The 23,312-nt window shown below is 39.9% G+C and carries 20 protein-coding genes and 1 tRNA gene; 12 read left to right on the forward strand and 9 right to left on the reverse strand.

Annotated features, from left to right (window positions below):
• Positions 1–372: 372 nt before the first annotated feature.
• Together ATS75_RS01570 and ATS75_RS01575 are read left to right on the forward strand one after the other, a co-directional pair.
• Entirely contained in the window at positions 373–909 is a 537-nt protein-coding gene (locus ATS75_RS01570) for a DUF924 family protein (RefSeq protein WP_058558666.1), read from the forward strand.
• A gap of 48 nt (positions 910–957) precedes the next feature.
• Positions 958–1,458 carry a GNAT family N-acetyltransferase gene (locus ATS75_RS01575; protein ID WP_201020935.1) on the forward strand — a complete coding sequence of 167 codons (501 nt, stop codon included), beginning with the start codon at positions 958–960 and terminating at the stop codon, positions 1,456–1,458.
• Between the two features lie 59 nt (positions 1,459–1,517).
• Here the strand turns inward: ATS75_RS01575 and ATS75_RS01580 are convergent, their stop codons facing one another.
• Entirely contained in the window at positions 1,518–2,699 is a 1,182-nt protein-coding gene (locus ATS75_RS01580) for a PQQ-dependent sugar dehydrogenase (RefSeq protein WP_058558668.1), read from the reverse strand.
• On the opposite strand from ATS75_RS01580, the gene ATS75_RS01585 reads away from it, so the two are divergent.
• Positions 2,684–3,142: a hypothetical protein gene (locus tag ATS75_RS01585; protein WP_058558669.1), complete on the forward strand. Its 459-nt coding sequence runs from the start codon at positions 2,684–2,686 to the stop codon at positions 3,140–3,142. The genes ATS75_RS01580 and ATS75_RS01585 overlap by 16 nt on opposite strands.
• 75 nt (positions 3,143–3,217) lie before the next feature.
• On the opposite strand, the gene ATS75_RS01590 is transcribed toward ATS75_RS01585, so the two are convergent.
• Entirely contained in the window at positions 3,218–4,417 is a 1,200-nt protein-coding gene (locus ATS75_RS01590) for an Nramp family divalent metal transporter (protein ID WP_058558670.1), read from the reverse strand.
• 325 nt (positions 4,418–4,742) lie between these two features.
• Here ATS75_RS01590 and nhaD point away from each other — a divergent pair, with 325 nt between their 5' ends.
• Positions 4,743–6,140, forward strand: a complete 1,398-nt coding sequence (nhaD, locus tag ATS75_RS01595) for a sodium:proton antiporter NhaD (RefSeq protein WP_152996175.1) — start codon at positions 4,743–4,745, stop codon at positions 6,138–6,140.
• Positions 6,141–6,301: 161 nt separating this feature from the next.
• Positions 6,302–7,177: an alpha/beta hydrolase gene (locus tag ATS75_RS01600; RefSeq protein WP_058558672.1), complete on the forward strand. Its 876-nt coding sequence runs from the start codon at positions 6,302–6,304 to the stop codon at positions 7,175–7,177.
• A gap of 154 nt (positions 7,178–7,331) precedes the next feature.
• On the opposite strand, the gene ATS75_RS01605 is transcribed toward ATS75_RS01600, so the two are convergent.
• Complete coding sequence (locus ATS75_RS01605) at positions 7,332–8,849, reverse strand: DUF3360 family protein (RefSeq protein WP_058558673.1); 1,518 nt, start codon at positions 8,847–8,849, stop codon at positions 7,332–7,334.
• 204 nt (positions 8,850–9,053) lie between these two features.
• On the opposite strand from ATS75_RS01605, the gene ATS75_RS01610 reads away from it, so the two are divergent.
• The 5 genes from ATS75_RS01610 (at position 9,054) to ATS75_RS01630 (ending at position 11,500) form a co-directional block, all read left to right on the forward strand.
• Positions 9,054–9,602, forward strand: a complete 549-nt coding sequence (locus ATS75_RS01610; RefSeq protein ID WP_058558674.1) for an NAD(P)H nitroreductase — start codon at positions 9,054–9,056, stop codon at positions 9,600–9,602.
• A 192-nt stretch (positions 9,603–9,794) separates the two neighbouring features.
• Positions 9,795–10,172: a hypothetical protein gene (locus ATS75_RS01615; protein ID WP_058558675.1), complete on the forward strand. Its 378-nt coding sequence runs from the start codon at positions 9,795–9,797 to the stop codon at positions 10,170–10,172.
• Positions 10,173–10,262: 90 nt separating this feature from the next.
• A tRNA-Ser gene (locus ATS75_RS01620) sits at positions 10,263–10,353 on the forward strand.
• Between the two features lie 49 nt (positions 10,354–10,402).
• Complete coding sequence (locus ATS75_RS01625; RefSeq protein ID WP_235591109.1) at positions 10,403–10,789, forward strand: hypothetical protein; 387 nt, start codon at positions 10,403–10,405, stop codon at positions 10,787–10,789.
• Between the two features lie 93 nt (positions 10,790–10,882).
• Positions 10,883–11,500 (forward strand): FKBP-type peptidyl-prolyl cis-trans isomerase, encoded by a 618-nt coding sequence (locus ATS75_RS01630; protein WP_058559068.1) that lies wholly within the window; start codon positions 10,883–10,885, stop codon positions 11,498–11,500.
• 124 nt (positions 11,501–11,624) lie between these two features.
• Here ATS75_RS01630 and ATS75_RS01635 read toward each other — a convergent pair whose 3' ends face one another.
• Positions 11,625–14,075, reverse strand: coding sequence for a TonB-dependent receptor (locus tag ATS75_RS01635; protein ID WP_058558676.1), 2,451 nt, complete (start codon positions 14,073–14,075; stop codon positions 11,625–11,627).
• Between the two features lie 148 nt (positions 14,076–14,223).
• Between ATS75_RS01635 and ATS75_RS01640 the strand changes: the two genes are divergently transcribed.
• Entirely contained in the window at positions 14,224–14,751 is a 528-nt protein-coding gene (locus ATS75_RS01640) for a YaeQ family protein (protein WP_058558677.1), read from the forward strand.
• A gap of 88 nt (positions 14,752–14,839) precedes the next feature.
• Here ATS75_RS01640 and yfaE read toward each other — a convergent pair whose 3' ends face one another.
• From yfaE to ubiG, 5 genes are all read right to left on the reverse strand, one after another.
• Positions 14,840–15,112 carry a class I ribonucleotide reductase maintenance protein YfaE gene (gene yfaE, locus ATS75_RS01645; protein ID WP_058558678.1) on the reverse strand — a complete coding sequence of 91 codons (273 nt, stop codon included), beginning with the start codon at positions 15,110–15,112 and terminating at the stop codon, positions 14,840–14,842.
• Positions 15,112–16,242, reverse strand: coding sequence for a class Ia ribonucleoside-diphosphate reductase subunit beta (gene nrdB, locus ATS75_RS01650; RefSeq protein WP_058558679.1), 1,131 nt, complete (start codon positions 16,240–16,242; stop codon positions 15,112–15,114). The genes yfaE and nrdB overlap by 1 nt, the downstream gene beginning before the upstream one ends.
• 70 nt (positions 16,243–16,312) lie before the next feature.
• Complete coding sequence (gene nrdA, locus ATS75_RS01655; RefSeq protein ID WP_058558680.1) at positions 16,313–18,598, reverse strand: class 1a ribonucleoside-diphosphate reductase subunit alpha; 2,286 nt, start codon at positions 18,596–18,598, stop codon at positions 16,313–16,315.
• A gap of 378 nt (positions 18,599–18,976) precedes the next feature.
• Positions 18,977–19,654: an HAD-IA family hydrolase gene (locus tag ATS75_RS01660; RefSeq protein ID WP_058558681.1), complete on the reverse strand. Its 678-nt coding sequence runs from the start codon at positions 19,652–19,654 to the stop codon at positions 18,977–18,979.
• On the reverse strand, positions 19,654–20,364 hold the full coding sequence (gene ubiG / locus ATS75_RS01665; protein ID WP_058558682.1) for a bifunctional 2-polyprenyl-6-hydroxyphenol methylase/3-demethylubiquinol 3-O-methyltransferase UbiG: 711 nt from the start codon (positions 20,362–20,364) through the stop codon (positions 19,654–19,656). Before ubiG ends, ATS75_RS01660 begins: the two co-directional genes overlap by 1 nt.
• Before the next feature lie 188 nt (positions 20,365–20,552).
• On the opposite strand from ubiG, the gene gyrA reads away from it, so the two are divergent.
• Positions 20,553–23,249 carry a DNA topoisomerase (ATP-hydrolyzing) subunit A gene (gene gyrA / locus ATS75_RS01670; protein WP_058558683.1) on the forward strand — a complete coding sequence of 899 codons (2,697 nt, stop codon included), beginning with the start codon at positions 20,553–20,555 and terminating at the stop codon, positions 23,247–23,249.
• Positions 23,250–23,312: the final 63 nt, after the last annotated feature.

Below are 23,312 nucleotides of genomic sequence, written 5' to 3' on the forward strand. Positions count from 1 at the left end.
TTTGTATTGCAATAAATTTGCAGTAAATACCCTTTTTAGGGTTTTTAATGGGTTTGTTTATTTTGTTTTTTGTTTTATATTGGCTAATTTATTCCAATGATTGAGCTTTGAGTGTGCGCATTTTATTCAGGTAAGGGGTTGGGAGTGCGAGATGCCTAAAACGGGGGGTAAAGAGGTGATGTTTAAAACTAGATAGCGATTTCTGAAATGTGTATTATTGAAAGGCGTCCTACACTTATAAGCTCGGGTGTAAGGCGAATATAAAGAGTTCTATTATCTAAATTAAAGCAAAATTATTACTGAATTAAGGTTGTTTTACAATGTCGTTAAATACGAGCGCAATTTAGCGTTTTACGCTGTAAGGGCAAGAGTATGTATAAAGAAATTATTACATTTTGGTTTACAGAGCTTGAGCCCACACAGTGGTGGCAAAAAGAGTCTGCATTTGATCAAATGATTAAATCACGGTTTGGTGATTTACATAATCAAGCTATCGCCTGTGAGCTGGTTGATTGGCGTGAAAGCCCATTGGGGAGTCTGGCTGAAATTATAGTGTTGGACCAATTTTCGCGTAATATTTACCGCGATAAGGCAGCATCGTTTTCATCCGATTCAATGGCATTAACCCTTGCACAATGCGCCATTGCCAAGGGGGTTGATACCCAATTGTCTCCCGAACAGCGTGTATTCCTTTATATGCCATTTATGCACAGTGAGTCAAAGGTGATACATAAGGAAGCCGTTAAACTATTTAGCGCCCTTGGCATTGAGAATAATATTAATTTTGAATATAAGCATAAGGCCATTATTGACAAATTTGGCCGCTACCCTCACCGAAATGACATTTTAGGGCGCGTATCTACACCGGATGAAATCGAATTTCTGAAACGACCTAACTCAGGCTTTTAATCAATCAAACCGTATTTGATTGTGTAGTTAAACAAGGAGGATTGAATCGTGATAGCATTTAGCACTCGTCGCCTAAGCGTTAAGGAAGTATCACGCAACGTTTCTTTGGTTGAACAACAGGCTTTAATCAAAAGCATACCTGATATTTTGACACCAGAGGTGGTTGAATGCTTACCGGTTTATTTTCATGGTATCGATAATGAAGACCGAGCGGGTATTTGGCTGGATAAAATGATGTTAGAAAGTCGCTTGATGACAGTGAGTTCGGATTCAGGGCAAACTATTGGGTTTTTATTTGCATCAACAGACAATGGGCGATGTGTACATATCGGGTATTTACTCGCTAAAGAGCATTGGGGGCAAGGTTTAGCCAGCGATTTAATAACAGGGTTTATAACTGAGGTAGTAAACACACAGTCATGGACTTCGCTCATAGCGGGTGTTGATCCAGCTAATCTAGGTTCAATAAAGTTACTGACTAAATGCGGATTTGTTCAACGGTTTATGAATGAACAGGGGGTTATTTTTTATGAATACCGTCTTCGCTAAGCCTCCTAATATGAACCCCTGCGCTTACTCAGAAAGCGCAGAAGTATTCTGTCATCAAGCTACTCAGGTTGTATAAGCAGTAGTTTTGCACTTTTTCCATCGGTTAAAACAGCCACATTACCGCTTGAAGTAATAAACACATCCCTCAATCGCCCTGATATTTCAGAGAACACATCTAATTGATCAAATTGACCCGATGCTAAATTGACACTAATGAGTTTTTTATCGACTAATGTGGTTATGAGCACGTGCTTCTGTAGCGAGGGGAATGCGCTGTGTTTAGACCCGTAATAAGCCATGCCTGAAGGCGCTATTGAAGGTGTCCAATCGACAAGTGGTTTTTTCATCCCGGGATAGTCTTGAAAAGGAGAAATACGTGCTTGTGAGTAATCTTTACCGTAGGTTATGACTGGCCAGCCATAATTAGTACCGGCGGTTAAGTAATTTAATTCATCACCTCCAGCAGGGCCATGTTCATGGCTAACAATGTGCTTAGTGTCGTAATCGTAAACCAGGCCTTGTGTGTTACGGTGACCTAGCGAAAAAACAGCGCGAGCACTTTTGTTTTCATGATCAATAAAGGGATTATTATTTGGTAAGCTACCATCTAAATGTATACGCAATACTTTACCTAGTTGACTGCTCTTTACCTGTGCCTGCTCGCGATGGTCAAACCCATCGCCACTTGAAAATACTAATGTATTATCAGGGAGTATAAGTGCACGACCAGCATAATGCTGAGGCGTATTTTTGTCTGTGGTTACTTTATAAATAATCTCGGGCTGAGTGAAATGATCGCCATTAAATACTGCTTTGGCAATAACTAATCGATTTGCTTCAAGTTTACCTTGCGCATAGGTAAAAATAATTTCTTTTGACTGGGTGTAATCAGGCGACATAACCACATCGAGCAAACCGCCTTGCCCGGCTACATATAAACCCGGTAGGTCAACTTTAACAGTGGTTTGATGGCTATCTTTGACGATTACGACATGACCATCACGTTGGGTAATTAACCAACTACCATCAGGCAATTCTATCATGCTCCATGGTGACTTTAATTCATTGGCAAGCGTTGTAATTTTGTATTGCTCTGAGGGTAATACTGAGGCTGCATTGACTGTTGTGGCAAAAAAGCCACACAGTAATAAACAACACAGAGATTGTTTACTGTTTAAGCCTTTGGTAATGTCAATAAAACGCTTCATTTTTAGTTGAGATAACCATGCCATTTCTAACACGTTTGCTGCCTTCATTTTTAGCTTCCTGGTTACTTACATTTACACTTGCTAGCTTGTTTCATAGTCAATACGTTGTCAATCAATTAGTTAATGTAGATGTTGCGGTTAGTTTTAGTGATCGTGTGAGTTTAACTCTCGCTGACTGGTTAGGCTTATTGCCTACTTATGGCGCAATTATCGCTATTGCATTGGCGATTGCATTTTTTGTTGCTAGTTGGTTTAACAAAAAATTTATAAATTTCAGGGCAGGGGTATTCATCGTGGCTGGAGTAGCGGCTTTTACCGCTGTACTCATTGCCATTGAGTCAATTATGAATATTCACCTTATCGCGGGTGCCAGAGGGTGGGGCTTTTACACCCAACTGTTTGCAGGAGCAATGGGAGGCTATACTTTTTCGGTGCTAATGCAGAGTTCAAAAAAAGAAGCCTTTAAAGAAGTTTAGTTCGTGACCACAATATGAATTCTCAAACCAGAATTTAAAGCCGCAAATTCACATCGCGGCCTTACTAAGTGATTACTAAAAAACCATATTGAAGAGCTTGTAACCACTTAATCCAAGTATCAGTAATAACATTGGTAAAGTGAGTAGGTTTACAAGTAAGGAGTTGGTGTATTTTCCCATTACAGCCTTTTGATTCACCAGCCACACGAGGTAAAAGGTAACAATAGGGAGTAATAAGCCATTAGCGGCTTGGGCAAATATAATCACTGAAATTGGGTCTAAACGCAGAGACGCCACGCTTGCCCCAAAGACTAAGATAGCCAGTGCAATCCATTTAAACCGGTCACTTTTCATCTCACTTGACCACCCAAGCATGCCGCATACTGCATATGCGCCCGCAAGTGGGGCAGTAATTGCGCTGGTTAAGCCTGCTGCAAATAAGCCAACTGCAAAAAAGTACTGTGCAGCATTGCCAAGCAAAGGCTCTAATTGTGACGCCATATTGGCAGCGCTAATTTTACCTGCATCAGTGCCATAAAAAGCGACGGATGCTGTAGAGAGTATCGCTAGCGTAATTACCCCACCTAACGTAATTGATAAACCGGTATCGAGATTAGTCTGTTTGATCACTTTTTCTATATTGCTGTTTTTGTCTTGCTTAGCGGCAAGAATACCAGAGTGTAAAAATAAGTTATAAGGCACAATGGTGGTCCCGATTAACGCAAGTACCGTGGTCACAGAGCCCTCAGGCATACGAGGTATAAAACCAGCTAGTAACTGTTTGATAGGGGGCGCTGCGATTATCAAGGTTGAAATAAATACCAAACTCATTAAAAGTACCAGAATTATCAGCGCAGATTCAACGAGTTTGTGTTTACCGCTGTAGAGAAGCAAGGCGCTAAAAATGGCAATTAAAGGTGTCCAAATCTGCGAATTTATCTGTGGGAAAATACCCATCAATCCTAAGCTTGCACCGCTCAGGTTTCCTGCTTCGTAGGCTGCACTGCCAACGCCAATAGCGCTGATCACTAAAATACCTGCAATTGCTTTAAATAATGGGGTGTGTATATGAGCACGTAGTGCTTGTGCTAAATCTTTCCCTGTTGCTACTCCTAGTCGTGCAGCCATCGATTGCAATAAGATAGTGGCTATCACTGAAAATAATAAAGTCCACGCTAAAGTGAAACCAAAATTTGCTCCAGCAATACTTGCGCTTGTAATAGTGCCTGGTCCTATAAAAGCGGCAGTGACTAAGAGGCCGGGTCCGAATCGCATATGTTACCTTACTATAATTATTGTTATTTACATTGAGTTTACGTGTCAGAGCATACATTTAAAGCCGTATTGTTTAAAGCGCAATAGGTTATTGGCAACAGCATTCATTGTTTTTATCACAAACATCATGCTGAACAATGTATGTTTAGACTTGAGTATAATTGCCTTGAGGTTAATTTATGGTAACTTACAGCAACTTTTTTATAACAACTTATCATTCGTAATAATTAATAATAAAAAACCGTTATAAAAATACCGTTTTTGAAATTAAAACAGGACGTACCGTGTGAAAAACTTACTACGAAGCTTTAACTTATTTAGCTTAGTGTTACTTCTATTTTGCTCCCCTACGTGGGGCAGCGAGGGTCAGTTAAACTTAACAAGCTCAACTATCGGCATACTGTGTATAGTAATCTTTTGTATCGCCTATGCAGTGGTCATGCTTGAAGAAAAACTCCATTTACGCAAATCAAAGCCTGTGCTTGTTGCAGCCGGACTCATTTGGATTTTGATAGGAGCGTATTATGTAAATAACGACATACCAGGCCTCACTGAATCAGCGTTTAGGCATAATCTGTTAGAATTTGCAGAGCTCATGTTATTCCTGCTTGTGGCAATGACGTATATTAATGCGCTCGAAGAACGTCGCGTTTTTGATGCGTTACGCTCATGGATGATACAAAAGGGCTTTAACTATAAAAACCTATTTTGGATTACTGGGTTCCTCGCATTTTTTATCTCGCCGATTGCCGACAATTTGACTACAGCGTTATTGATGTGCGCGGTGGTGATGAAAGTCGCAGAAGGGGATAAACCATTCATTAACTTAAGTTGTATTAACATCGTTATTGCTGCCAATGCGGGTGGAGCGTTTAGCCCATTTGGTGATATTACTACTTTAATGGTATGGCAAGCAGGGCTGGTTCATTTTAATGAATTTTTAGTGTTATTTATTCCGTCGTTGGCGAATTACCTTGTACCAGCTGCGATTATGAGTTTTTACGTTGCAGATAAACAACCTACAGCTCAGTATGAAGAAATAGAGCTTAAACGTGGCGCACTTCGTATTTTGACTTTATTTTTATTAACAATTGCAACAGCGGTTGCATGTCACAGCTTTTTACATCTGCCACCCGTTCTTGGCATGATGATGGGGCTAGGTTACCTACAGTTTTTTGGCTATTTTTTAAGAATGACTTTACCGGGTTCATTAGCACGCAAAAAGGCACATGCTGAACAAATTGGTGATAACGATCGTTTAGCTAAGCTCGGCAGTGTTGTGCCATTTGATGTGTTTAGTAAGGTGTCACGTGCAGAGTGGGATACGCTATTATTCTTTTACGGTATCGTTATGTGTGTAGGCGGGCTCGGGTTTTTAGGTTACTTAAATCTGATGTCTGAAATGCTTTACGGTAACTGGTCTGCGACATCTGCTAATATATTTTTAGGTGTTATTTCAGCCGTGATAGACAATATTCCTGTGATGTTTGCTGTGCTCTCAATGCAACCTGATATGTCTCACGGGCAGTGGCTTTTAATCACCCTGACCGCAGGTGTTGGCGGCAGTTTACTATCGATAGGTTCAGCGGCTGGGGTGGCATTGATGGGGCAAGCGCGCGGTTATTATACTTTTTTTGGCCATTTAAAATGGGCACCGGTTATTGCACTTGGTTACGGAGCAAGTATTGCGTTGCACTTATGGTTAAATGCATCACTTTTTTAATGTGATACAACACTAAAAATGCAATGCAGCAGCGCGCTGCATTGCTTTTTCTTTTTCCGGGCATGGCTACATGTTTGCTTACATTTTTACCCAACTCTTCTCTTCACATCACTAACTTATTGTTTTAAATTGCTTATTACTAATTTAAAATGAGACTAAACATGGCTTGTAAATATAAAGTACTGCTTATAACGCTTGTTTTTATTGTTGTGACAGCATTGGTTTTAACTACCCGTGCTTACCTTCAAAATAGTGTATCTGAGTTTAAAGATCATACGTTATATTCTGCGCTTTTAGATGAAAACAGAAAGCTATTTATTCGATTGCCGGCCAATTATGACCCGAGTCAAACCTACCCATTAATTATAAAAACGGACGGTAATTTTAATCTTAGTCGCTGGCATAACACATTAACTATTTATGCTGAGCAAGCAATAGTAGAAGAGTCAATTTTAGTTGCACTGCCAAACCAATTTTGGACAGATACCCGTAATCGCGATCTAGTGCCCCCTTATGCTCGTAAAAATGTCAATATTGATGAACGACCAGAATCTGAAAATGATCCAGCAATATTTGGAAGGGCTGATTTGTTTTTGGCGTTTATCGAACAAGAGTTACTGCCTTACTTAGAAGCTAATTATGCGTTAAATGATAATCGAGTTTTAACAGGTTTTTCTGCTGGTGGTAGTTTTGTACTGTATGCACTGAGTACTAAACCAGCGCTTTTTAATGGTTACTTCGCATTTAGCCCTGCGGCATGGTACGACGATGGTGTCGTGGTTAATGAATTTGCTCGTAGTCTGTCAACGCTTAATGGTAAGAAGACGTTTTTATATTTAAGCCTAGGTGCAGAGGAGAATTCAATTATTACAGGGTCATTTAAAGGCTTACTAGCCGCGCTCGAACGAAATAAAGATCACACAATAACGTGGCAGTTTAGTTACAGCGATGGCGCAGGTCACAACGAGAACCCATTCGTCTCAGTCCCTAAAGCTTTGTATGAATATTATCAATTTAGAGAAAAGGCTCACGATTGATAAATGGATAGCCAATATAAATACTTTAAGTATATGGACTTATCCGAGATCACATACAGCGCATAGGGGGCTTTATTATGTCCTAGTCTTTTACTATGTTGATGAACCTAAAAGCAGCAAGTTTAGTTTGCTGCTTTTAGTCACTTAGATTGTATTAATGTCTAAAATCGCTCAAGAGAGCAGGGATACCTGGCAGCATTCCGACCATTGCCATGACACTGGTGAGCAGTACAAACATCAATAAAGGGATTTTCCAACGGCTCATTGGTGATAAGTCAGCACTGCGCTCTTTACATCCTATTAGTCCTAAGTTATCCAGTAACATAGTGAGTGACCAACCAAATGCAGGATTAACTAATGATGATGCAAACACGACGATTGCTGCAGATTGTGTTGTTTTCCCTTCTCGTGTCATTTCCATACCCGCTTCAAGCAAAGGTATAAATACACCGACGATTAATGCTACACATAAGACAGGTTGCCAAATTGCTAAATCCATTGGGTAACCCCAAACACCAGCTATAATACAAAAAAGTGCCGTTAAAATTGCACCTGCGGGAATAGGGCGTTTAGCAATTGCAGCAGGCACAATGTATGTGCCCCATGATGATGTAAAGTTAGACCCCCCTAAAATAGAGCCAAATGTTTGTCTAACAGATGCGCTAAACATTGTATCGTCAATATTCATTTGTACTTTTTCAGTGCGTTGCGGGTAGCTGATTTTTTGAAACACTTGATGCCCTAAAAAATCCGGAGACCACATCGCAACGGCTAAAATGGCAAACGGCAGCACGACAACAAAACTTTCCAATGTTGGCAAGCCTAGCATCCAGCCTGTGTTTTCACCCCACCAGTACATGGGGTTCATATTAGGTAAGCCTGGTGCTGTTTTAAATTCGAATGGTGCGCCTAGTGCAAATGCTGTGACACCACCAATCACACAACTTAATGGGACGGCTAACCAACGTTTTTTAAAATGTTCTAAAAGCGCATAGAGTAATATTGTGGTCAAAATAACGATAAAGGCAATATGACTCATATTGATGCTTTCAGCCCATGCAAACAATTTTTTGACTTGGGACAATGTGCCGATGAAACCTAAATAAAGAAGCAAGCCGCCGCACACGCCCTTACTGGTTAACCGGGCGAGTAAGCTACCACCTTTACTAATTGCAAGGATAAAACCAAAAGCACCTATTAGCAGGCCAAATGCCATTGGATGGCCGCCAGCGGCTACGACAATTGGAATAAGTGGAATTAATGGGCCATGTGTACCTGCTAAATTAGCGGTTGGTAAAATAAAACCTGAGAATAAAATAATAAACAGCGCCACGATGAGTAATTCATAGCGGACGTTTTCAAGTACAAACGCATCACTTAAACCCAGCGGTGCAGCAAAAGTAGCGGCGATAGCACCGACCATGACGACTTTACCAATGGTACCAGCCATTGCTGGAATAGTATCTTCAAATTCAAAACGGTAATCCCTAAAAGGGAGGTTAGGCCGCCAGCGCTTTGGCTGCATTATTTGAAGTTCGTGTTCTAGGTACTCATCACGAGTATTAAACTCTGAACTCGGTCTATGTAAATCTTTATAGGTGGAAGACACATTATCAAAAGTATCTTCAGGGGTTTCTTCTGCTGGAATCGTATCCTGCTTTGATGTTGTCATAACTTCTCCGGCAACATGGTTATTGCGCTTGTTCAAACTTAAATACAGCTTTTTTCAAAGCACTAAATATTGAGTACCTAGAGTAAAGCAAGCGTGAACAAGTTGGGATTAGTCAAAGGTCTAGGTTATTAAAAACTTAAATATGACACCTTTATAGGCATCTACTATAAATGCTATGCTGTGTTTTTTGATTCGGGAAAAATTATGGACGCTATTGAGCTCTTATTAACGAGGCAATCAGACCCTCGTTTGGTAGAACCTGCACCAACCAATGAACAATTGGAAATAATTAAACAAGCAGCATTAAGAGTGCCTGATCATGGGTGTATTGCACCATGGCAGTTTATTGTTGTTAGTGACGAAGGACGAAATCGCCTAGGTGAGATTTATCATCAAAGTGCTGTTACTGAAAAACAAGACGAAAAAGTAATTAACAGAGCCAAAGAATTGCCGCTAAGAGCCCCTATGCTAATTATTGCTATTGCAAAATATAAGTCACATCCTAAAGTGCCTCGTATAGAGCAAGTTCAAAGTGCAGGCTGTGCTGTGCTTGCTATGCAACAAGCCGCTTTTGCTCAAGGGCTTGGTGGTGTCTGGCGAACGGGTTATTTTGCGCAAAGTGAAAGTGTAAAACAGGCATTAAATTTGTCTGAACAAGATGAAATAGTTGGCTATTTATATTTAGGCACTCCGGCGGTTGAGTGTAAAAAATCGGCTAAACACAACCCTGAACAGTTTTTTACATATTTATAGTAGACAAAGTGAACTTTTAACTCATTGTTTAGTCATATTGTATTCAGATGGCAACTGTTAGACTACGCATTACTCATACTGTAAGAATTATAAGGATGTATCAGTATTTTTCTTCACAGTCTGTTTTTTAATCTGTTGTTTTTTGTTACTGTATGGAACGTCTTAACAAAAACAACAAAGAAGACGAGAACAATGGGAAATTTATTTTTACGTGAAAAAGAACAATGGCTAACGTGGTCACTTTGGGGTGTTGTCGGCTCATTATTTACGCTGTATATCGCTTTTAATACTCAGACACCTCATTTAGTTGCGATTGCGTCTGTATCTATCCTTGTTGTTTTAACATGGTGGATGCAGCGCAGTAAGCGCTTTGACTTTGGCCGTGCATTTAAAGTGTGCTGTTATGTATTAATGTTAAGCATTCTGCCCGCATTTGTGCTTGTTATTATGCCAAGCGATGATCTAAGTCGTTATGACTTAATTTTTCAGTGTTTAAGTTTTGCAACCTTGAGTGTACTCATGTGTTTACTCTGCTCGTGGATAGCTAAGCGACCTAAGCAATATTACTGATTGATTTTTATTCACCCGCTAATTAATTGCCATTTATTTGTTTTTAGGGGTTTACAAGTGAGGTGCTTAAGCCTATTATTCGCGCCGTACGGAGAGATGGCAGAGTGGTCGAATGCACCGGTCTTGAAAACCGGCATGGGTTTGTAGCCCATCTAGGGTTCAAATCCCTATCTCTCCACCATATTTAAAAAGCCGCCTTTTGGGCGGCTTTTTGCTATCTGGAGTTTAGTATGTCAGAACCTCGTCAATTAAATACATTTCAGCGAATTTTAAAACACACCTTACTCTGGCTTGTGTTTGCTTATTGTTACCACAGTGCAATTAATTTACTCGTAAAAATGGCATTGGATGCTCAACCCGATCAAGCTTTAATTACTTCATTGCTTTACTGCTTAGGTTTTAATGTATTAAGTGCGCATTTAATTACAAAATATGACACCTACTGGCCTGTTATCGGCGCTGTTATCATTGGCGTTGTAGGCATGGTACTAGTGCCTATTATTTTTGTAGGAACCCATGCACTATTAGGTAAAGAACTACTTGCAGGAATTTTAATCAGCTTACCTGTATTTACCTTTGCAATGGGCCTAATTAAGCTAAAACTCAATAAAAACTAGGCCCAAAAGGTCGTTCTTTTATGTTAGCATAGGCGCGTCTTTTAACTGGTATCAGTGCACTCTAAGCTGGTACATAAAAACGTGAAACACATTATGTCAGATAATTTTACTACAGATGCTGAAAAAGCAAGTTACGGTATTGGTTTACAAATGGGCGAGCAACTTAAAGCGAACCCTTTTGAAGGCTTGAACTTAAATTCAGTATTTGAAGGCATGAAAGATGCTTACGCAGGCGGTGAATTCCAAGTTGAGATCCCTGAGATCCAAGCTGCATTCGAAAAAATCAACGCTGAAATTCAATCTCGCCGTGAAGAAGAGTCTAAAGTACTTTCTGCTGAAGGTATCGCATTCCTAGAAGAAAATGCAAAGCGCTCTGAAATCACAGTAACTGAATCTGGTCTTCAATATGAAGTACTAGCAACAGGTGAAGGCGAAAAGCCAACAGCTGAATCTACAGTACGTGTTGATTACCACGGTACACTTATCAACGGAACAGTATTTGATAGCTCTTATGAGCGTGGTCAACCTGCAGAATTCCCAGTTGGCGGTGTTATTAAAGGTTGGACTGAAGCACTACAAATGATGCCTGTTGGCACTAAATGGCGTATCTACGTTCCACATGAGCTTGCTTATGGTGAACGTGGTGCCGGTGCTGCAATCGCACCTTTCTCAACGCTTATTTTTGATGTTGAGTTACACGCTATTCTATAATAGTACTTTATGAGCAGTTGATGCTTATAATAAAAAACCACTCTTAAAACTTAAGAGTGGTTTTTTTATGGGTAAATTTTAGATTAACCCAGTCATTATGCACACTGGGTTAACTGTGTTTTGGTTAGAAGTAACCGCGTACACCAATACTGAAATTACGGCCAGGTAACGGCGCTTTTTCTTTAATAAATGAGCTATGAACAAAACCAAGTTCATCGGTGATGTTATCAACGTTGATATAAAGTTGTGTCTCTATTTGTCCAACATTTAGTTGATAGTTAGCTTGTGCATCAAAGAGCGAGTAGCTATCAGTGTTTGTTTCATATTGGGTAATATCATTTTGTTCAAAGTAATGAGTACCTGTTAGAGTGAATTGCCAGTCGTTAAGTGTATATTGCAACTCAGAGCCTAACTTATTTGCAGGTATGCGAGGTAAGTTCTCATCTTTAAGTTTTGCCGTTGTCGAATCACCAAATACTTTTATCATGGCATTGCTGTTAACTTGATAATGAGCATCAAACTCAATACCATAAAGTTCAGCGTCCTGACTTACAAATTTGTAAACAGCAAGTGCTTCTTCGTGTTCATGATCAGTTTCAACGTCTTCAAAGCCGTGCTCTTCGTCATAGATCAATCCCGTATTCTTTTGATAGTAAAAGTTTTCAATATCATTGTAAAAAAAGTTAACCGTGTAGCCAAAGTTACCACTGAAGCGTCTAAAACTTAAATCAAAATTATTAGCTGTTTCTTGTTTAATATCTTCTGGCTCGAAATGTGCTTCACCGTCTTCAATGACATAGCCTAAGCCAAGTTCATATGTACCTGTAGCAATATGAAGTCCATTCGAGAGAAGTTCAGCTGAAAGAGGTGCACGTTCAGAATGTGAGAAACTTAAAGAAACGCTTTGACCCGGTGTGTACTGCCAAATCGCACCAACAGAAGCACTTAAGTTGGTAAAACTTTTGCTGTAGGCAGTCACTTCATCATGGTCTTCTTCTACTTCATCGTGGTGCTCTTCATCATGGTCATGGTCATGGTCATGGTCATGGTCATGGTCATGGTCATGGTCATGGTCATGGGAAGTAATATTACTATCAATATTATAGTCTTCTATACGGGCGCCTAATTCAACAGTGACATCGCCGATCATTTGTTCTTCAAGAATGAATAAGGCATTGGTTGTTGTTTTACTCGCTGGGCTGAACGCTTCTTCACCATTCGCATCATAGTCAGACTCACTGAAGTGATAGCCTGCGATACCGTGCCAGTTGCCAAGTTTATGTTCGACATTAAAGCGTGCTTCCGTAGTTTCATTACTAAAGATAGTACCAATCTTGCCATCTTCGATTTCGGCATGACTATAATCTGTATAGCCTAGACGAAGGTTTATAGTTTCAATCCAATTATTATGAAGTGCATAACTGATTAGCGCTTGCCAGCGATCTTGTTCAACGCGTGCATAAACAGCTTCTTCATCATGCTCATCATGTTCATCATGTTCATGACCATGATGCTCATGTGCAGGTATGCCATAATCTGTTTCAATACGACCATATGCGACGCCCATTGTTAAATGTTCACCTACATAGCTGGTACCGAAATTAACAGTTTGACTATCAATAAAGGTGTTTTCGACTGACGTTGCGGTCTCATGCTTTTCTTCATCATGCTCATCATGTTCATTATGTTCATCATGTTCATCATGCTCGCCATGGCCTTCTTCTGGCAGTTCAAAACGAGGTGTTTGGTAATCATCACCTGTGCGTTTTGTACCATCGAAATGAAAGTTAAAGTTGTCATGACCAGCTTCTAATTTTGCAGCATACGTATTTGCGTTAGAAACCGTGTCATGGGTGTACTGGACTGCACCTGAAAATTGGTCAATATTATCCGTTGGGATTCGGTTATCAACTACATTGACCACACCGCCTATTGCGCCTGAGCCATATAAAAGGGTAGCTGGGCCTCTGAGTACTTCGATTTGTTCTGCAGATAAGCTATCGTTTGAAGTCGCGTGATCAGGACCAATACGAGAGGCATCGCTGCTATCTAAGCCATTTTGAGTAACCTTAACACGCGGTCCATCTAAACCACGAATGATAGGACTTGATGAAACAGGGCCAAAGTAGCTTGCATTAACGCCTGGTAAACCTTTCAGTGTTTCACCTAATGTCGGTTTTGCTTTGTTTTTTAGTTCATCACCAGCCAATACACTGACAGGTGAAATCATTTCAAGGCTATTTTTGTGTAAAGCAGAGGCGTAGACAACAACAGTTTCTACAGAAGTAGGGGTTAACGTAACATTGATTGATTCGCTATCTTCATCAACAGCAAGGCGTGCATCAATAAAGTTATTTTTACTAATATGTAGTTGGCTTTTTGCATCAATATCTATACTGAACTTACCATTCGAATCCGTTTTTATTGATTGTGTTTTACCGTGAATATGTACATCTGCATTAGCAATCGGCAGGTTATTAGGGTCAACGACGTGACCATTAACGATAGCCGCTTGAGCTGAATACGAGCTAAGAGCTGAAATTATTGCGCCTGAGAGAATAGAGTATCGGTTCATAATTACTACATTTGTTAGTTGCGATGTTGTGATATAATATAACACTGTAAAGATGTCATATCAATAATGTTATACCATAACTTTAAAGTTCACGTTTTACATAAATAAACTACACTCAAGTAAAGAAGATCAATTTTTGGTGATACAAATGAGTGATAAAAATCAAATATTCAAAGCTCGTTTCACAATTGCTGATTTGCGCCAACAATGTAATCACAGTGAAGTATTCACCACTGCGCTTGTCAAGGGCGAAACGATTGAGCATTTTATATTAAAGTTATTAGGTTACAGTTTTTTGTCATACGATGATGCGGCTCGATTAAATAACCAATTTGATAAATTTATGCCTGATGTAAGCATCAAAGCACTAGATGAACATTATAAAAAATGGATGTGTGTGGACAGTGCTGATTTGCATCGCTTATTAAAAGTAGCAAAAACGGTTGATGAGCTAATTATTTTAACTATTGCACATAGCCCATGGCTCTCGGAAGCCAAACCGCGTTTGTCTTTATTGCCTAATAGCCACTTTATAGAAATAGATAAGCAGTTTATTCAAAAACTAGAGTCTCATTTAACTCGTCATTTGTATTGGAACATCATAATTGATCAACACAGTGTGAGTATTAGTGATGAAGAGCACTTTTATCAAACAACAGAGTTTGAGTGGAATTAGTGCAAATTATTATTGATAGTCTAACATAACGAGTCGCTTTGACTTTTTGTTAAGATTATAGGTTGGCTTGATTGGTGTGGAACTTAGATTACTCTAACGTTAAAGTTATATTGCCATCAGGTTTACAGCAGCACAGTAACACTTCACCCTCACGCACGAATGCAAGAGGTTCTTGATTATAAACAACTTGCCCTTCAGTTATTTTGACGCGACATGCGCCACAATAGCCTTCTCGGCATTGATATGAAACAGAAAATTTGTTGTACTCAAGGCATTCTAGAAGAGAAGTGCAGCCAGAATCGAATTCAAGATTCTGGCTGTGCTCTGCAAGGTCCAGCCTTACAGTTTTACGTTCTGACATTACAGATCAAAATCACCAAAGTCAGATGCATCAACTTGAGAATCAATTTGACCAACAAGGTATGAACTAATCTCAGCTTCTTGTGGCGCTACTTGTACGTTATCTGATACCAGCCAAGAGCTAATCCAAGGAATCGGATTGCTATTGTTTTCAAACTGTGCAGGAAGTCCTACCGCAGTCATACGTGCATTTGTGATGTACTCAACGTATTGGCATAAAATGTCTTTATTCAAACCTATCATAGAGCCATCTTTAAATAAGTATTCTGCCCAGTCTTTTTCTTGTTCAGCGGCCTCAACAAACATTTTGATTGCTTCATCTTTACATTGGGCTGCTACGATAGCCATTTCAGGATCATCTTTACCATCTTGCATAATATTTAGCATGTGCTGTGTGCCTGATAGGTGAAGGGCTTCATCACGCGCTATCAATTTGATGATCTTTGCATTTCCTTCCATAAGCTCACGCTCAGCAAAAGCAAATGAGCATGCAAAGCTTACATAGAAGCGAATTGCTTCAAGAATATTGACTGACATAATAGCAAGGTAAAGTAACTTTTTAAGTTCGAACAAGCTGATGTTAACGGTCTCACCGTTAAGCTCATGCTTACCTTCACCGTATAAATTATAAATAGCTACTTTATTGATAAGTTCGTCGTAGTATTTAGTCACTGCATCAGCACGTTCGCTGATTTTGTCGTTGCTAACAATATCGTCAAAAATAAGTTCAGGTGATTGAGTCACATTACGAATAATATGCGTGTAAGAACGGCTGTGAATAGTTTCACTGAAGGCCCACGTTTCAATCCAAGTTTCCAGCTCAGGGATAGACACAATCGGTAGCAAAGCAACATTCGGTGAACGACCTTGTACGCTATCAAGGAGCGTTTGATATTTTAGGTTGCTTAAAAATATGTGTTTTTCGTGATCAGGTAGCGCCTGAAAGTCTAAACGATCTTTACTTACATCTACTTCTTCTGGACGCCAAAAGAATGATAACTGTTTCTCAATTAGTTTTTCAAAAATTGGATATTTTTGTTGGTCATAACGAGAAACGTTCACTGTTTGTCCGAAAAACATCGGTTCTTGTAATTGGTTATTATGATTTCGGCTAAAAGTAGTATAAGACATAGGTTCACTCAAAAAACTAACAGGACAAAGCGGGCAAAGAGCCCGCTATCAATATATTTAAAAACAGTGCTTAAATTTTACATGCGCCGCCTGCGCAATCATCATCTTCTGCTTGAACAGCAGTGTCATCTTGTGAATCTGACGCACCATCACGAGTATTGTGGTAATACAAAGTTTTAACACCCAGCTTGTAAGCAGCAAGGAGGTCTTGCAGTAACACCTTCATAGGTACTTTACCGCCTTCGAACTTATTTGGATCATAATTAGTATTAGCAGAAATCGTTTGGTCGATAAATTTTTGCATGATACCAACAAGTTGCAGATAACCTTGATTTGATGGAATGTCCCATAGTAATTCATAGCTCTCTTTTAGGCGGTCATACTCAGGCACAACTTGCTTCAAAATTCCGTCTTTACTGGCTTTAACACTAATGTGACCGCGTGGTGGTTCAATGCCGTTCGTTGCATTAGATATTTGTGATGATGTCTCTGAAGGCATCAACGCTGACAGTGTAGAGTTGCGCATTCCATACTCTTTAATACTGGCACGTAGAGTATCCCAATCCAAATGTAATGGTTCATCACAAATTTTGTCTAAGTCTTTTTTATACGTATCAGTTGGCATAATGCCTTGAGAATACGTTGTTTCATTGAACTTAGGGCAAGCACCACGTTCTTTTGCAAGCTCATTTGACGCTTTCATTAGGTAATACTGAATCGCTTCAAACGTCTTATGCGTCAATGCATTCGCGCTACCATCAGAGTATCGTTTACCATTTTTAGCTAGGTAGTATGCGTAGTTGATAACACCTATACCAAGCGTTCGACGTCCCATGGTTGCATTTTTAGCTGCTGGAACAGGGTAGTCTTGGAAATCAAGTAAGTTATCTAAAGCACGGACTGCAAGTTCAGCAAGTTCTTCTAACTCGTCAAGCGATTCAATTGCACCTAAGTTGAATGCTGATAGTGTACATAAAGCAATTTCACCTTCTTCATCATTTACATTGCTTAATGGCTTAGTTGGCAATGCTATTTCTAAACATAAGTTAGATTGGCGGATAGGCGCCACTTTAGAAATGAATGGGCTGTGTGTATTACAGTGATCAACATTTTGTAAATAGATGCGGCCAGTGCTAGCACGTTCTTGCGCGAACATAGAAAACAATTCAATGGCTTTAATACGCTTTTTACGAATTGATTCATCTTGTTCATATTGCACATATAATTTATCAAACTCGTCTTGGTCTTCAAAAAATGCATCGTAAAGGCCAGGCACATCCGATGGGCTGAACAACGTAATGTAATCATCTTTAATTAAACGTGAATACATTAGTTTGTTAAACTGCACACCATAATCAAGATGACGAACACGGTTATCATCGACACCACGGTTATTCTTAAGCACCAACAAGTTTTCAACTTCTAAATGCCAAAGTGGGTAGAATAATGTTGCAGCACCGCCACGTACACCACCTTGTGAGCAGCTCTTAACCGCAGTTTGGAAGTGCTTATAAAACGGGATACAACCAGTGTGATATGCTTCGCCGTTGCGGATAGGGCTACCAAGCGCACGAATACGGCCAGCATTTATACCAATACCAGCACGTTGAGATACGTATTTAACAATGGCAGAAGAGGTTGCGTTGATAGAATCAAGGCTATCGCCACACTCAATTAATACGCACGAGCTAAATTGACGTGTTGGTGTACGAACACCTGCCATAATTGGTGTAGGCAAAGAAATTTTGAATAATGAAACCGCATCATAGAAACGTTTAACATAATCTAAACGTGTTTCTTTAGGGTAATCTGAGAACAAGCTTGCAGCCACAAGGATATATAAAAACTGTGCACTTTCGTAGATTTCACCTGTGACACGGTTTTGAACTAAATACTTACCTTCAAGCTGTTTTACAGCTGCATAGCTAAAGTTTAAATCACGGCTGTGATCTAAGTAAGTATCGAGTTCATCAATTTCTTGTTCTGTGTAGTCAACCAGTAAGTGTGCGTCGTAACGCTTATCTTCTACTAGTTTTGTAATATGATCATAAAGGCGTGGTGGCTCAAACTGGCCATACGCTTTTTTACGAAGGTGGAATACGGCTAAACGCGCAGCTAAATATTGATAATCAGGGCTGTCTTTAGATATTTGGTCTGCCGCTGCTTTGATGATTGTTTCGTGTATATCTTCTGTACGAATACCATCATAAAATTGAATGTGTGATTTCAATTCAACTTGCGAGACAGACACGTTATTTAGACCTTCGGCGGCCCAAGCAATAACGCGATGGATCTTATCTAAATCAAGTGACTCTTTACGGCCGTCACGTTTGCTTACAGATAGCTGTTGGTTCATAGTTTTGCCTGTATTCCTTGGGAAATATAGTCTAAGAAAATTATTATTCTTGTTTTATGGTTTAAATAGAATTTAATTGAATAACTTTTAGCCACAATATCTGGTGCTCTTCAAATTCTAGATCACAAGATAGTGTGGTCTGCGATCATTTGCAAGAGGTACAAATGCCTCCTTTTGTGGATAAGGTTGGGATAACATGATTGTGTTAGTAAGCATTAACCTTTGACCATTTGATTAAAATGAAATTTATAAAAAGCAACTCAAGTTAGATTAAATTTAGTCATTTTTAAAATAATTTTAAGCTGCTTTTTTTATCATCAGTGATCGAGGTAAAATTAGCCTAATCACAATATGTAGTGGTTAAAAAATAACTGAGCACTATATATGGTTAAAACCATCAATAGGGCTTTGCCAATTAAAGTCAGCATCCCACGCTAGCGCATCAGCTTTACTCGGTACATAACCCCATAATGCGGTTGCGTTAATCATATTGGCAGCCTTCGCTGCTTGAATATCACGCTCGGCATCCCCTATATATAGGCAGCGAGCTGGATCAACTGCTAATAGTTTGGCTGTGTGTAATAAAGGTAAAGGTGATGGTTTGGCTACGTCAAGCGTATCACCACTGACAATCGCTTGCGCATTTTGAAGATCCTTGATCTGTGTAATTAATGGATTCGTTAAAAAGCTGGGCTTGTTAGTCATGATCCCCCATTTGATCTTTTTCTTTTCAAGCGCTAGCAATAGTTGTGCAACCCCTTTAAAACAGTGGCTGTGGATAGCTATATTATCGCGGTAAGCTGTTAGCAATTGTTGGCGAAGAGAGTCGTGATCTTTTTGCTTTGGCCAAAGTTCTCCAAAACCAGCTTCCAACAGCGCAATCGCGCCATTTGAAGCCGCAGGACGATAAATATTTGCACTGACTATAGGTCGATTGTGCGAAACTAAAACCGTGTTTAACGCAGCCCCTAAATCATCGGCGGTGTCAAGTAAAGTACCATCTAGGTCAAAAATAAACGCATCAAAATCAAGATTGCGATTGTTTGAATCAGCCATTAGGCAAGCTTCTCAAAATGAAGAATGTAGTTAACACTGACATCTTTATTAAGCATGTATTGCTTAGATAACGGATTATAGTTAAGGCCAGTGCTGGCTCTTACTTTTAAACCTGCTTGCTCAGCCCAAGCAATCAATTGTGCCGGTTTAATAAACTTTTTATGATCATGCGTTCCCTCAGGTACCATTTTTAGGAGTTTCTCAGCCCCTACAATGGCAAACAAATACGCTTTTGGGGTTTTGTTTAACGTTGAGAAAAATACGTCTGCGCCAGGTTTAGCAAGCGCAGCGACCGCATGAATAATAGAAGCTGGATCTGGTACGTGCTCTAACATTTCCATGCAAGTAATTACGTCAAAGCGAGCAGGGTTAGCTTGTGCATACTCTTCTGCAGGTACTTTTATATAATCTACATCCACCCCCGTCTCTAAACTATGAAGTTTTGCCACTGTCAGAGGCTCTTGACCCATATCAATGCCTGTTGCCTTGGCACCCATTCGGGCCATGCTTTCGGTTAAAATACCGCCACCGCAGCCTACATCAAGGACTTCCTTATCGAATAAACCTTGTGTTTTGTTAGTGATAAAATCTAATCGTAACGGGTTAATCTCGTGAAGGGGTTTAAATTCGCCTTCTAAATCCCACCATCGCTCGGCAATGGCTTCAAACTTTGCAATTTCTGCACTATCTACATTTTGATGTTCGGTCATAAAATACTTCCTCGTCAATCTGAGGCCATTATATAGGGCTAAATTAATAAATCGCAAAGATTTAGCGCCTGTAAATCTAAATTAATTGTGGTAGCATGGTCTATTAGAATACGTTTAATAACAACAAATACTCTGCAGGCCTGTAAAATGGTACGTTAAGAGTAAATACTGAAGGAATGTGATATCAAATGACTGATCTCGCCAATGAAATTCTGCCAGTCAATATTGAAGACGAGTTAAAAACGTCCTACCTAGATTACGCGATGAGCGTAATTGTTGGGCGTGCATTACCAGACGTGCGTGATGGTTTAAAACCAGTTCACCGCCGCGTTTTGTTTGCTATGAACGAGCTTAGTAATGATTGGAATAAACCATATAAAAAATCGGCACGTGTTGTCGGTGACGTAATTGGTAAATACCATCCCCATGGCGACAGTGCGGTTTATGACACCATAGTCCGTATGGCCCAGCCATTTTCTTTACGTTACATGTTAGTAGACGGCCAAGGTAACTTTGGTTCTGTTGACGGTGACTCTGCGGCAGCAATGCGTTATACCGAAGTACGTATGGCAAAAATGTCGCATGAATTATTAGCCGACCTTGAAAAAGAGACGGTAGATTTTGTACCTAACTATGATGGTACTGAGCAAATCCCAGACGTGTTACCAACAAAAGTTCCTAACTTGTTAGTAAATGGCTCGTCAGGTATTGCGGTTGGTATGGCGACAAATATACCGCCACACAACTTATCTGAGGTTATTAATGGTTGTTTGGCTTTAATTCAAAACCCAGATTTAACTATTCATGAGTTAATTGAATACATTCCTGGCCCTGATTTCCCAACTGCGGCAATTATTAATGGTAAAAAAGGCATTGAACAAGCTTATTTAACCGGCCGTGGTAAAGTCTACATACGTGCACGTGCTGAGATTGAAGTTGATGATAAAACAGGTCGAGAGACTATCATCGTTCATGAAATTCCTTATCAAGTAAACAAAGCACGTTTAATCGAAAAAATCGCTGAACTTGTAAAAGATAAAAAGATTGAAGGCATCAGTGCATTACGTGATGAATCTGATAAAGACGGTATGCGTATCGTTATTGAGATCAAACGTGGTGATGTAGGCGAAGTTATTCTAAATAACCTGTATGCACAAACACAGCTTCAAACCGTGTTTGGTATGAATATGGTTGCTTTAATCAATAACCAACCTAAATGCTTCAACCTAAAAGAAATGCTTGAAGAGTTTATCATTCACCGCCGTGAAGTGGTCACTCGTCGTACTGTGTTTGATTTACGTAAAGCACGTGATCGCGCACATACGCTTGAAGGTTTAGCTATCGCGCTTGCGAATATAGACCCGATTATCGAATTAATTCGTAAATCACCGACACCAGCAGAGGCGAAAGCGGCATTAACAGCACGCCCTTGGGAATTAGGTAACGTTAAGTCGATGCTTGAAAAAGCGGGTGAAGCAAACGTTGCACGCCCTGATTGGTTAGCGGACGACTTAGGTATTCGTGACGGTCAATATTATATTTCAGAGCAGCAAGCCCAAGCAATCCTTGACCTACGCTTACACAAGCTAACTGGCCTGGAACATGAAAAAATCTTAAACGAGTACCAAACGTTATTAGATTTAATTGCTGAGTTATTACATATCTTGGCATCGCCTGAGCGATTAATGGAAGTTATTCGTGATGAGCTGGTTGAAATTAAAGATCAATATGGTGATGAGCGCCGCACTGAAATTAACGCTGCAGCACACGATATCAGTTTAGAAGACTTGATTAACGAAGAAGATGTTGTTGTAACCTTATCTCACGAAGGATATGTGAAGTATCAACCATTATCAGATTACGAAGCACAGCGACGTGGTGGTAAAGGTAAATCAGCAACGAAGATGAAAGATGAAGATTTCATCGAGCGTTTATTGGTTGCGAATACTCACGATACTATTTTGTGTTTCTCAACAGCAGGGCGCTTGTACTGGCTTAAAGTGTATCAATTACCACTCGCTAGCCGCGCAGCCCGTGGTAAGCCAATTGTAAACTTGTTACCACTTGAAGCAGATGAGCGTATTACCGCTATCCTACCGGTACGTGAATACGAAGAAGATAAATACATCTTCATGGCAACTGCATTTGGTACAGTGAAGAAAACACCACTAACTGCATACAGCCGTCAACGTGCAAGCGGTATCATTGCGGTAAACCTTAATGAAGGTGATAGCCTTATCGGTGTAGATATCACTGATGGCAGCAACGAGATCATGCTCTTCACTGACGCAGGTAAAGTTGTTCGCTTTAAAGAAGCTGAAGAATCAGCTGTAGTTGATGAAAACGGTAACCCAGTGCTTGACGAAAATGGTAACCCTGAAATCCGCTTTAAAGGTGTGCGTCCGATGGGCCGTACAGCAACAGGTGTTCGTGGTATTAAGATGGCTGACGAACAACGTGTTGTATCGTTAATCGTACCAAAAACGGATGGTGCTATTTTAACTGTAACTGAAAATGGTTACGGTAAACGAACGCAGCTTGAAGATTACCCATCTAAGAGTCGTGCAACACAAGGTGTTGTATCGATTAAGGTGAGTGAACGTAATGGTGCTGTTGTTGGTGCTGTGCAAGTTGATGACAACGACGAAATCATGATTATCTCTAATCGTGGTACGCTTGTTCGAACACGTGTAAACGAAGTTTCTACCGTTGGGCGTAATACCCAAGGTGTTATTTTGATAAGAACTATTGACGAAGAGCAAGTAGTTGGTTTACAACGTATCGAAGAGATCGAAATCGATGAGCTTATAGCAATCGAGGGCGAGAGCGAAGAAGTAGTCGAAACGGTTAATGAAGAAACGGGTGATAATCCCCCGGTTGAATAAAATTAACTATTAAAAAGCGGCTTTGGCCGCTTTTTTTATGGCTGTATTGAATATAAAAAATCA

The sequence above is a fragment of the Pseudoalteromonas sp. H105 genome (assembly GCF_001469215.1).
In the GTDB taxonomy this organism is placed as follows: domain Bacteria; phylum Pseudomonadota; class Gammaproteobacteria; order Enterobacterales; family Alteromonadaceae; genus Pseudoalteromonas.

What these genes read in the sequence shown, in the direction of transcription:
- ATS75_RS01570 (WP_058558666.1), top strand. Translation starts at nt 373, where the DNA reads ATGTATAAAGAAATTATTACATTTTGGTTTACAGAGCTTGAGCCCACA.
- ATS75_RS01585 (WP_058558669.1), top strand. Translation starts at nt 2,684, where the DNA reads ATGCCATTTCTAACACGTTTGCTGCCTTCATTTTTAGCTTCCTGGTTA.
- ATS75_RS01590 (WP_058558670.1), bottom strand. Translation starts at nt 4,417, where the DNA reads ATGCGATTCGGACCCGGCCTCTTAGTCACTGCCGCTTTTATAGGACCA.
- ATS75_RS01600 (WP_058558672.1), top strand. Translation starts at nt 6,302, where the DNA reads ATGGCTTGTAAATATAAAGTACTGCTTATAACGCTTGTTTTTATTGTT.
- ATS75_RS01605 (WP_058558673.1), bottom strand. Translation starts at nt 8,849, where the DNA reads ATGACAACATCAAAGCAGGATACGATTCCAGCAGAAGAAACCCCTGAA.
- ATS75_RS01610 (WP_058558674.1), top strand. Translation starts at nt 9,054, where the DNA reads ATGGACGCTATTGAGCTCTTATTAACGAGGCAATCAGACCCTCGTTTG.
- ATS75_RS01615 (WP_058558675.1), top strand. Translation starts at nt 9,795, where the DNA reads ATGGGAAATTTATTTTTACGTGAAAAAGAACAATGGCTAACGTGGTCA.
- ATS75_RS01625 (WP_235591109.1), top strand. Translation starts at nt 10,403, where the DNA reads ATGTCAGAACCTCGTCAATTAAATACATTTCAGCGAATTTTAAAACAC.
- ATS75_RS01630 (WP_058559068.1), top strand. Translation starts at nt 10,883, where the DNA reads ATGTCAGATAATTTTACTACAGATGCTGAAAAAGCAAGTTACGGTATT.
- ATS75_RS01635 (WP_058558676.1), bottom strand. Translation starts at nt 14,075, where the DNA reads ATGAACCGATACTCTATTCTCTCAGGCGCAATAATTTCAGCTCTTAGC.
- ATS75_RS01640 (WP_058558677.1), top strand. Translation starts at nt 14,224, where the DNA reads ATGAGTGATAAAAATCAAATATTCAAAGCTCGTTTCACAATTGCTGAT.
- yfaE (WP_058558678.1), bottom strand. Translation starts at nt 15,112, where the DNA reads ATGTCAGAACGTAAAACTGTAAGGCTGGACCTTGCAGAGCACAGCCAG.
- nrdB (WP_058558679.1), bottom strand. Translation starts at nt 16,242, where the DNA reads ATGTCTTATACTACTTTTAGCCGAAATCATAATAACCAATTACAAGAA.
- nrdA (WP_058558680.1), bottom strand. Translation starts at nt 18,598, where the DNA reads ATGAACCAACAGCTATCTGTAAGCAAACGTGACGGCCGTAAAGAGTCA.
- ATS75_RS01660 (WP_058558681.1), bottom strand. Translation starts at nt 19,654, where the DNA reads ATGGCTGATTCAAACAATCGCAATCTTGATTTTGATGCGTTTATTTTT.
- ubiG (WP_058558682.1), bottom strand. Translation starts at nt 20,364, where the DNA reads ATGACCGAACATCAAAATGTAGATAGTGCAGAAATTGCAAAGTTTGAA.
- gyrA (WP_058558683.1), top strand. Translation starts at nt 20,553, where the DNA reads ATGACTGATCTCGCCAATGAAATTCTGCCAGTCAATATTGAAGACGAG.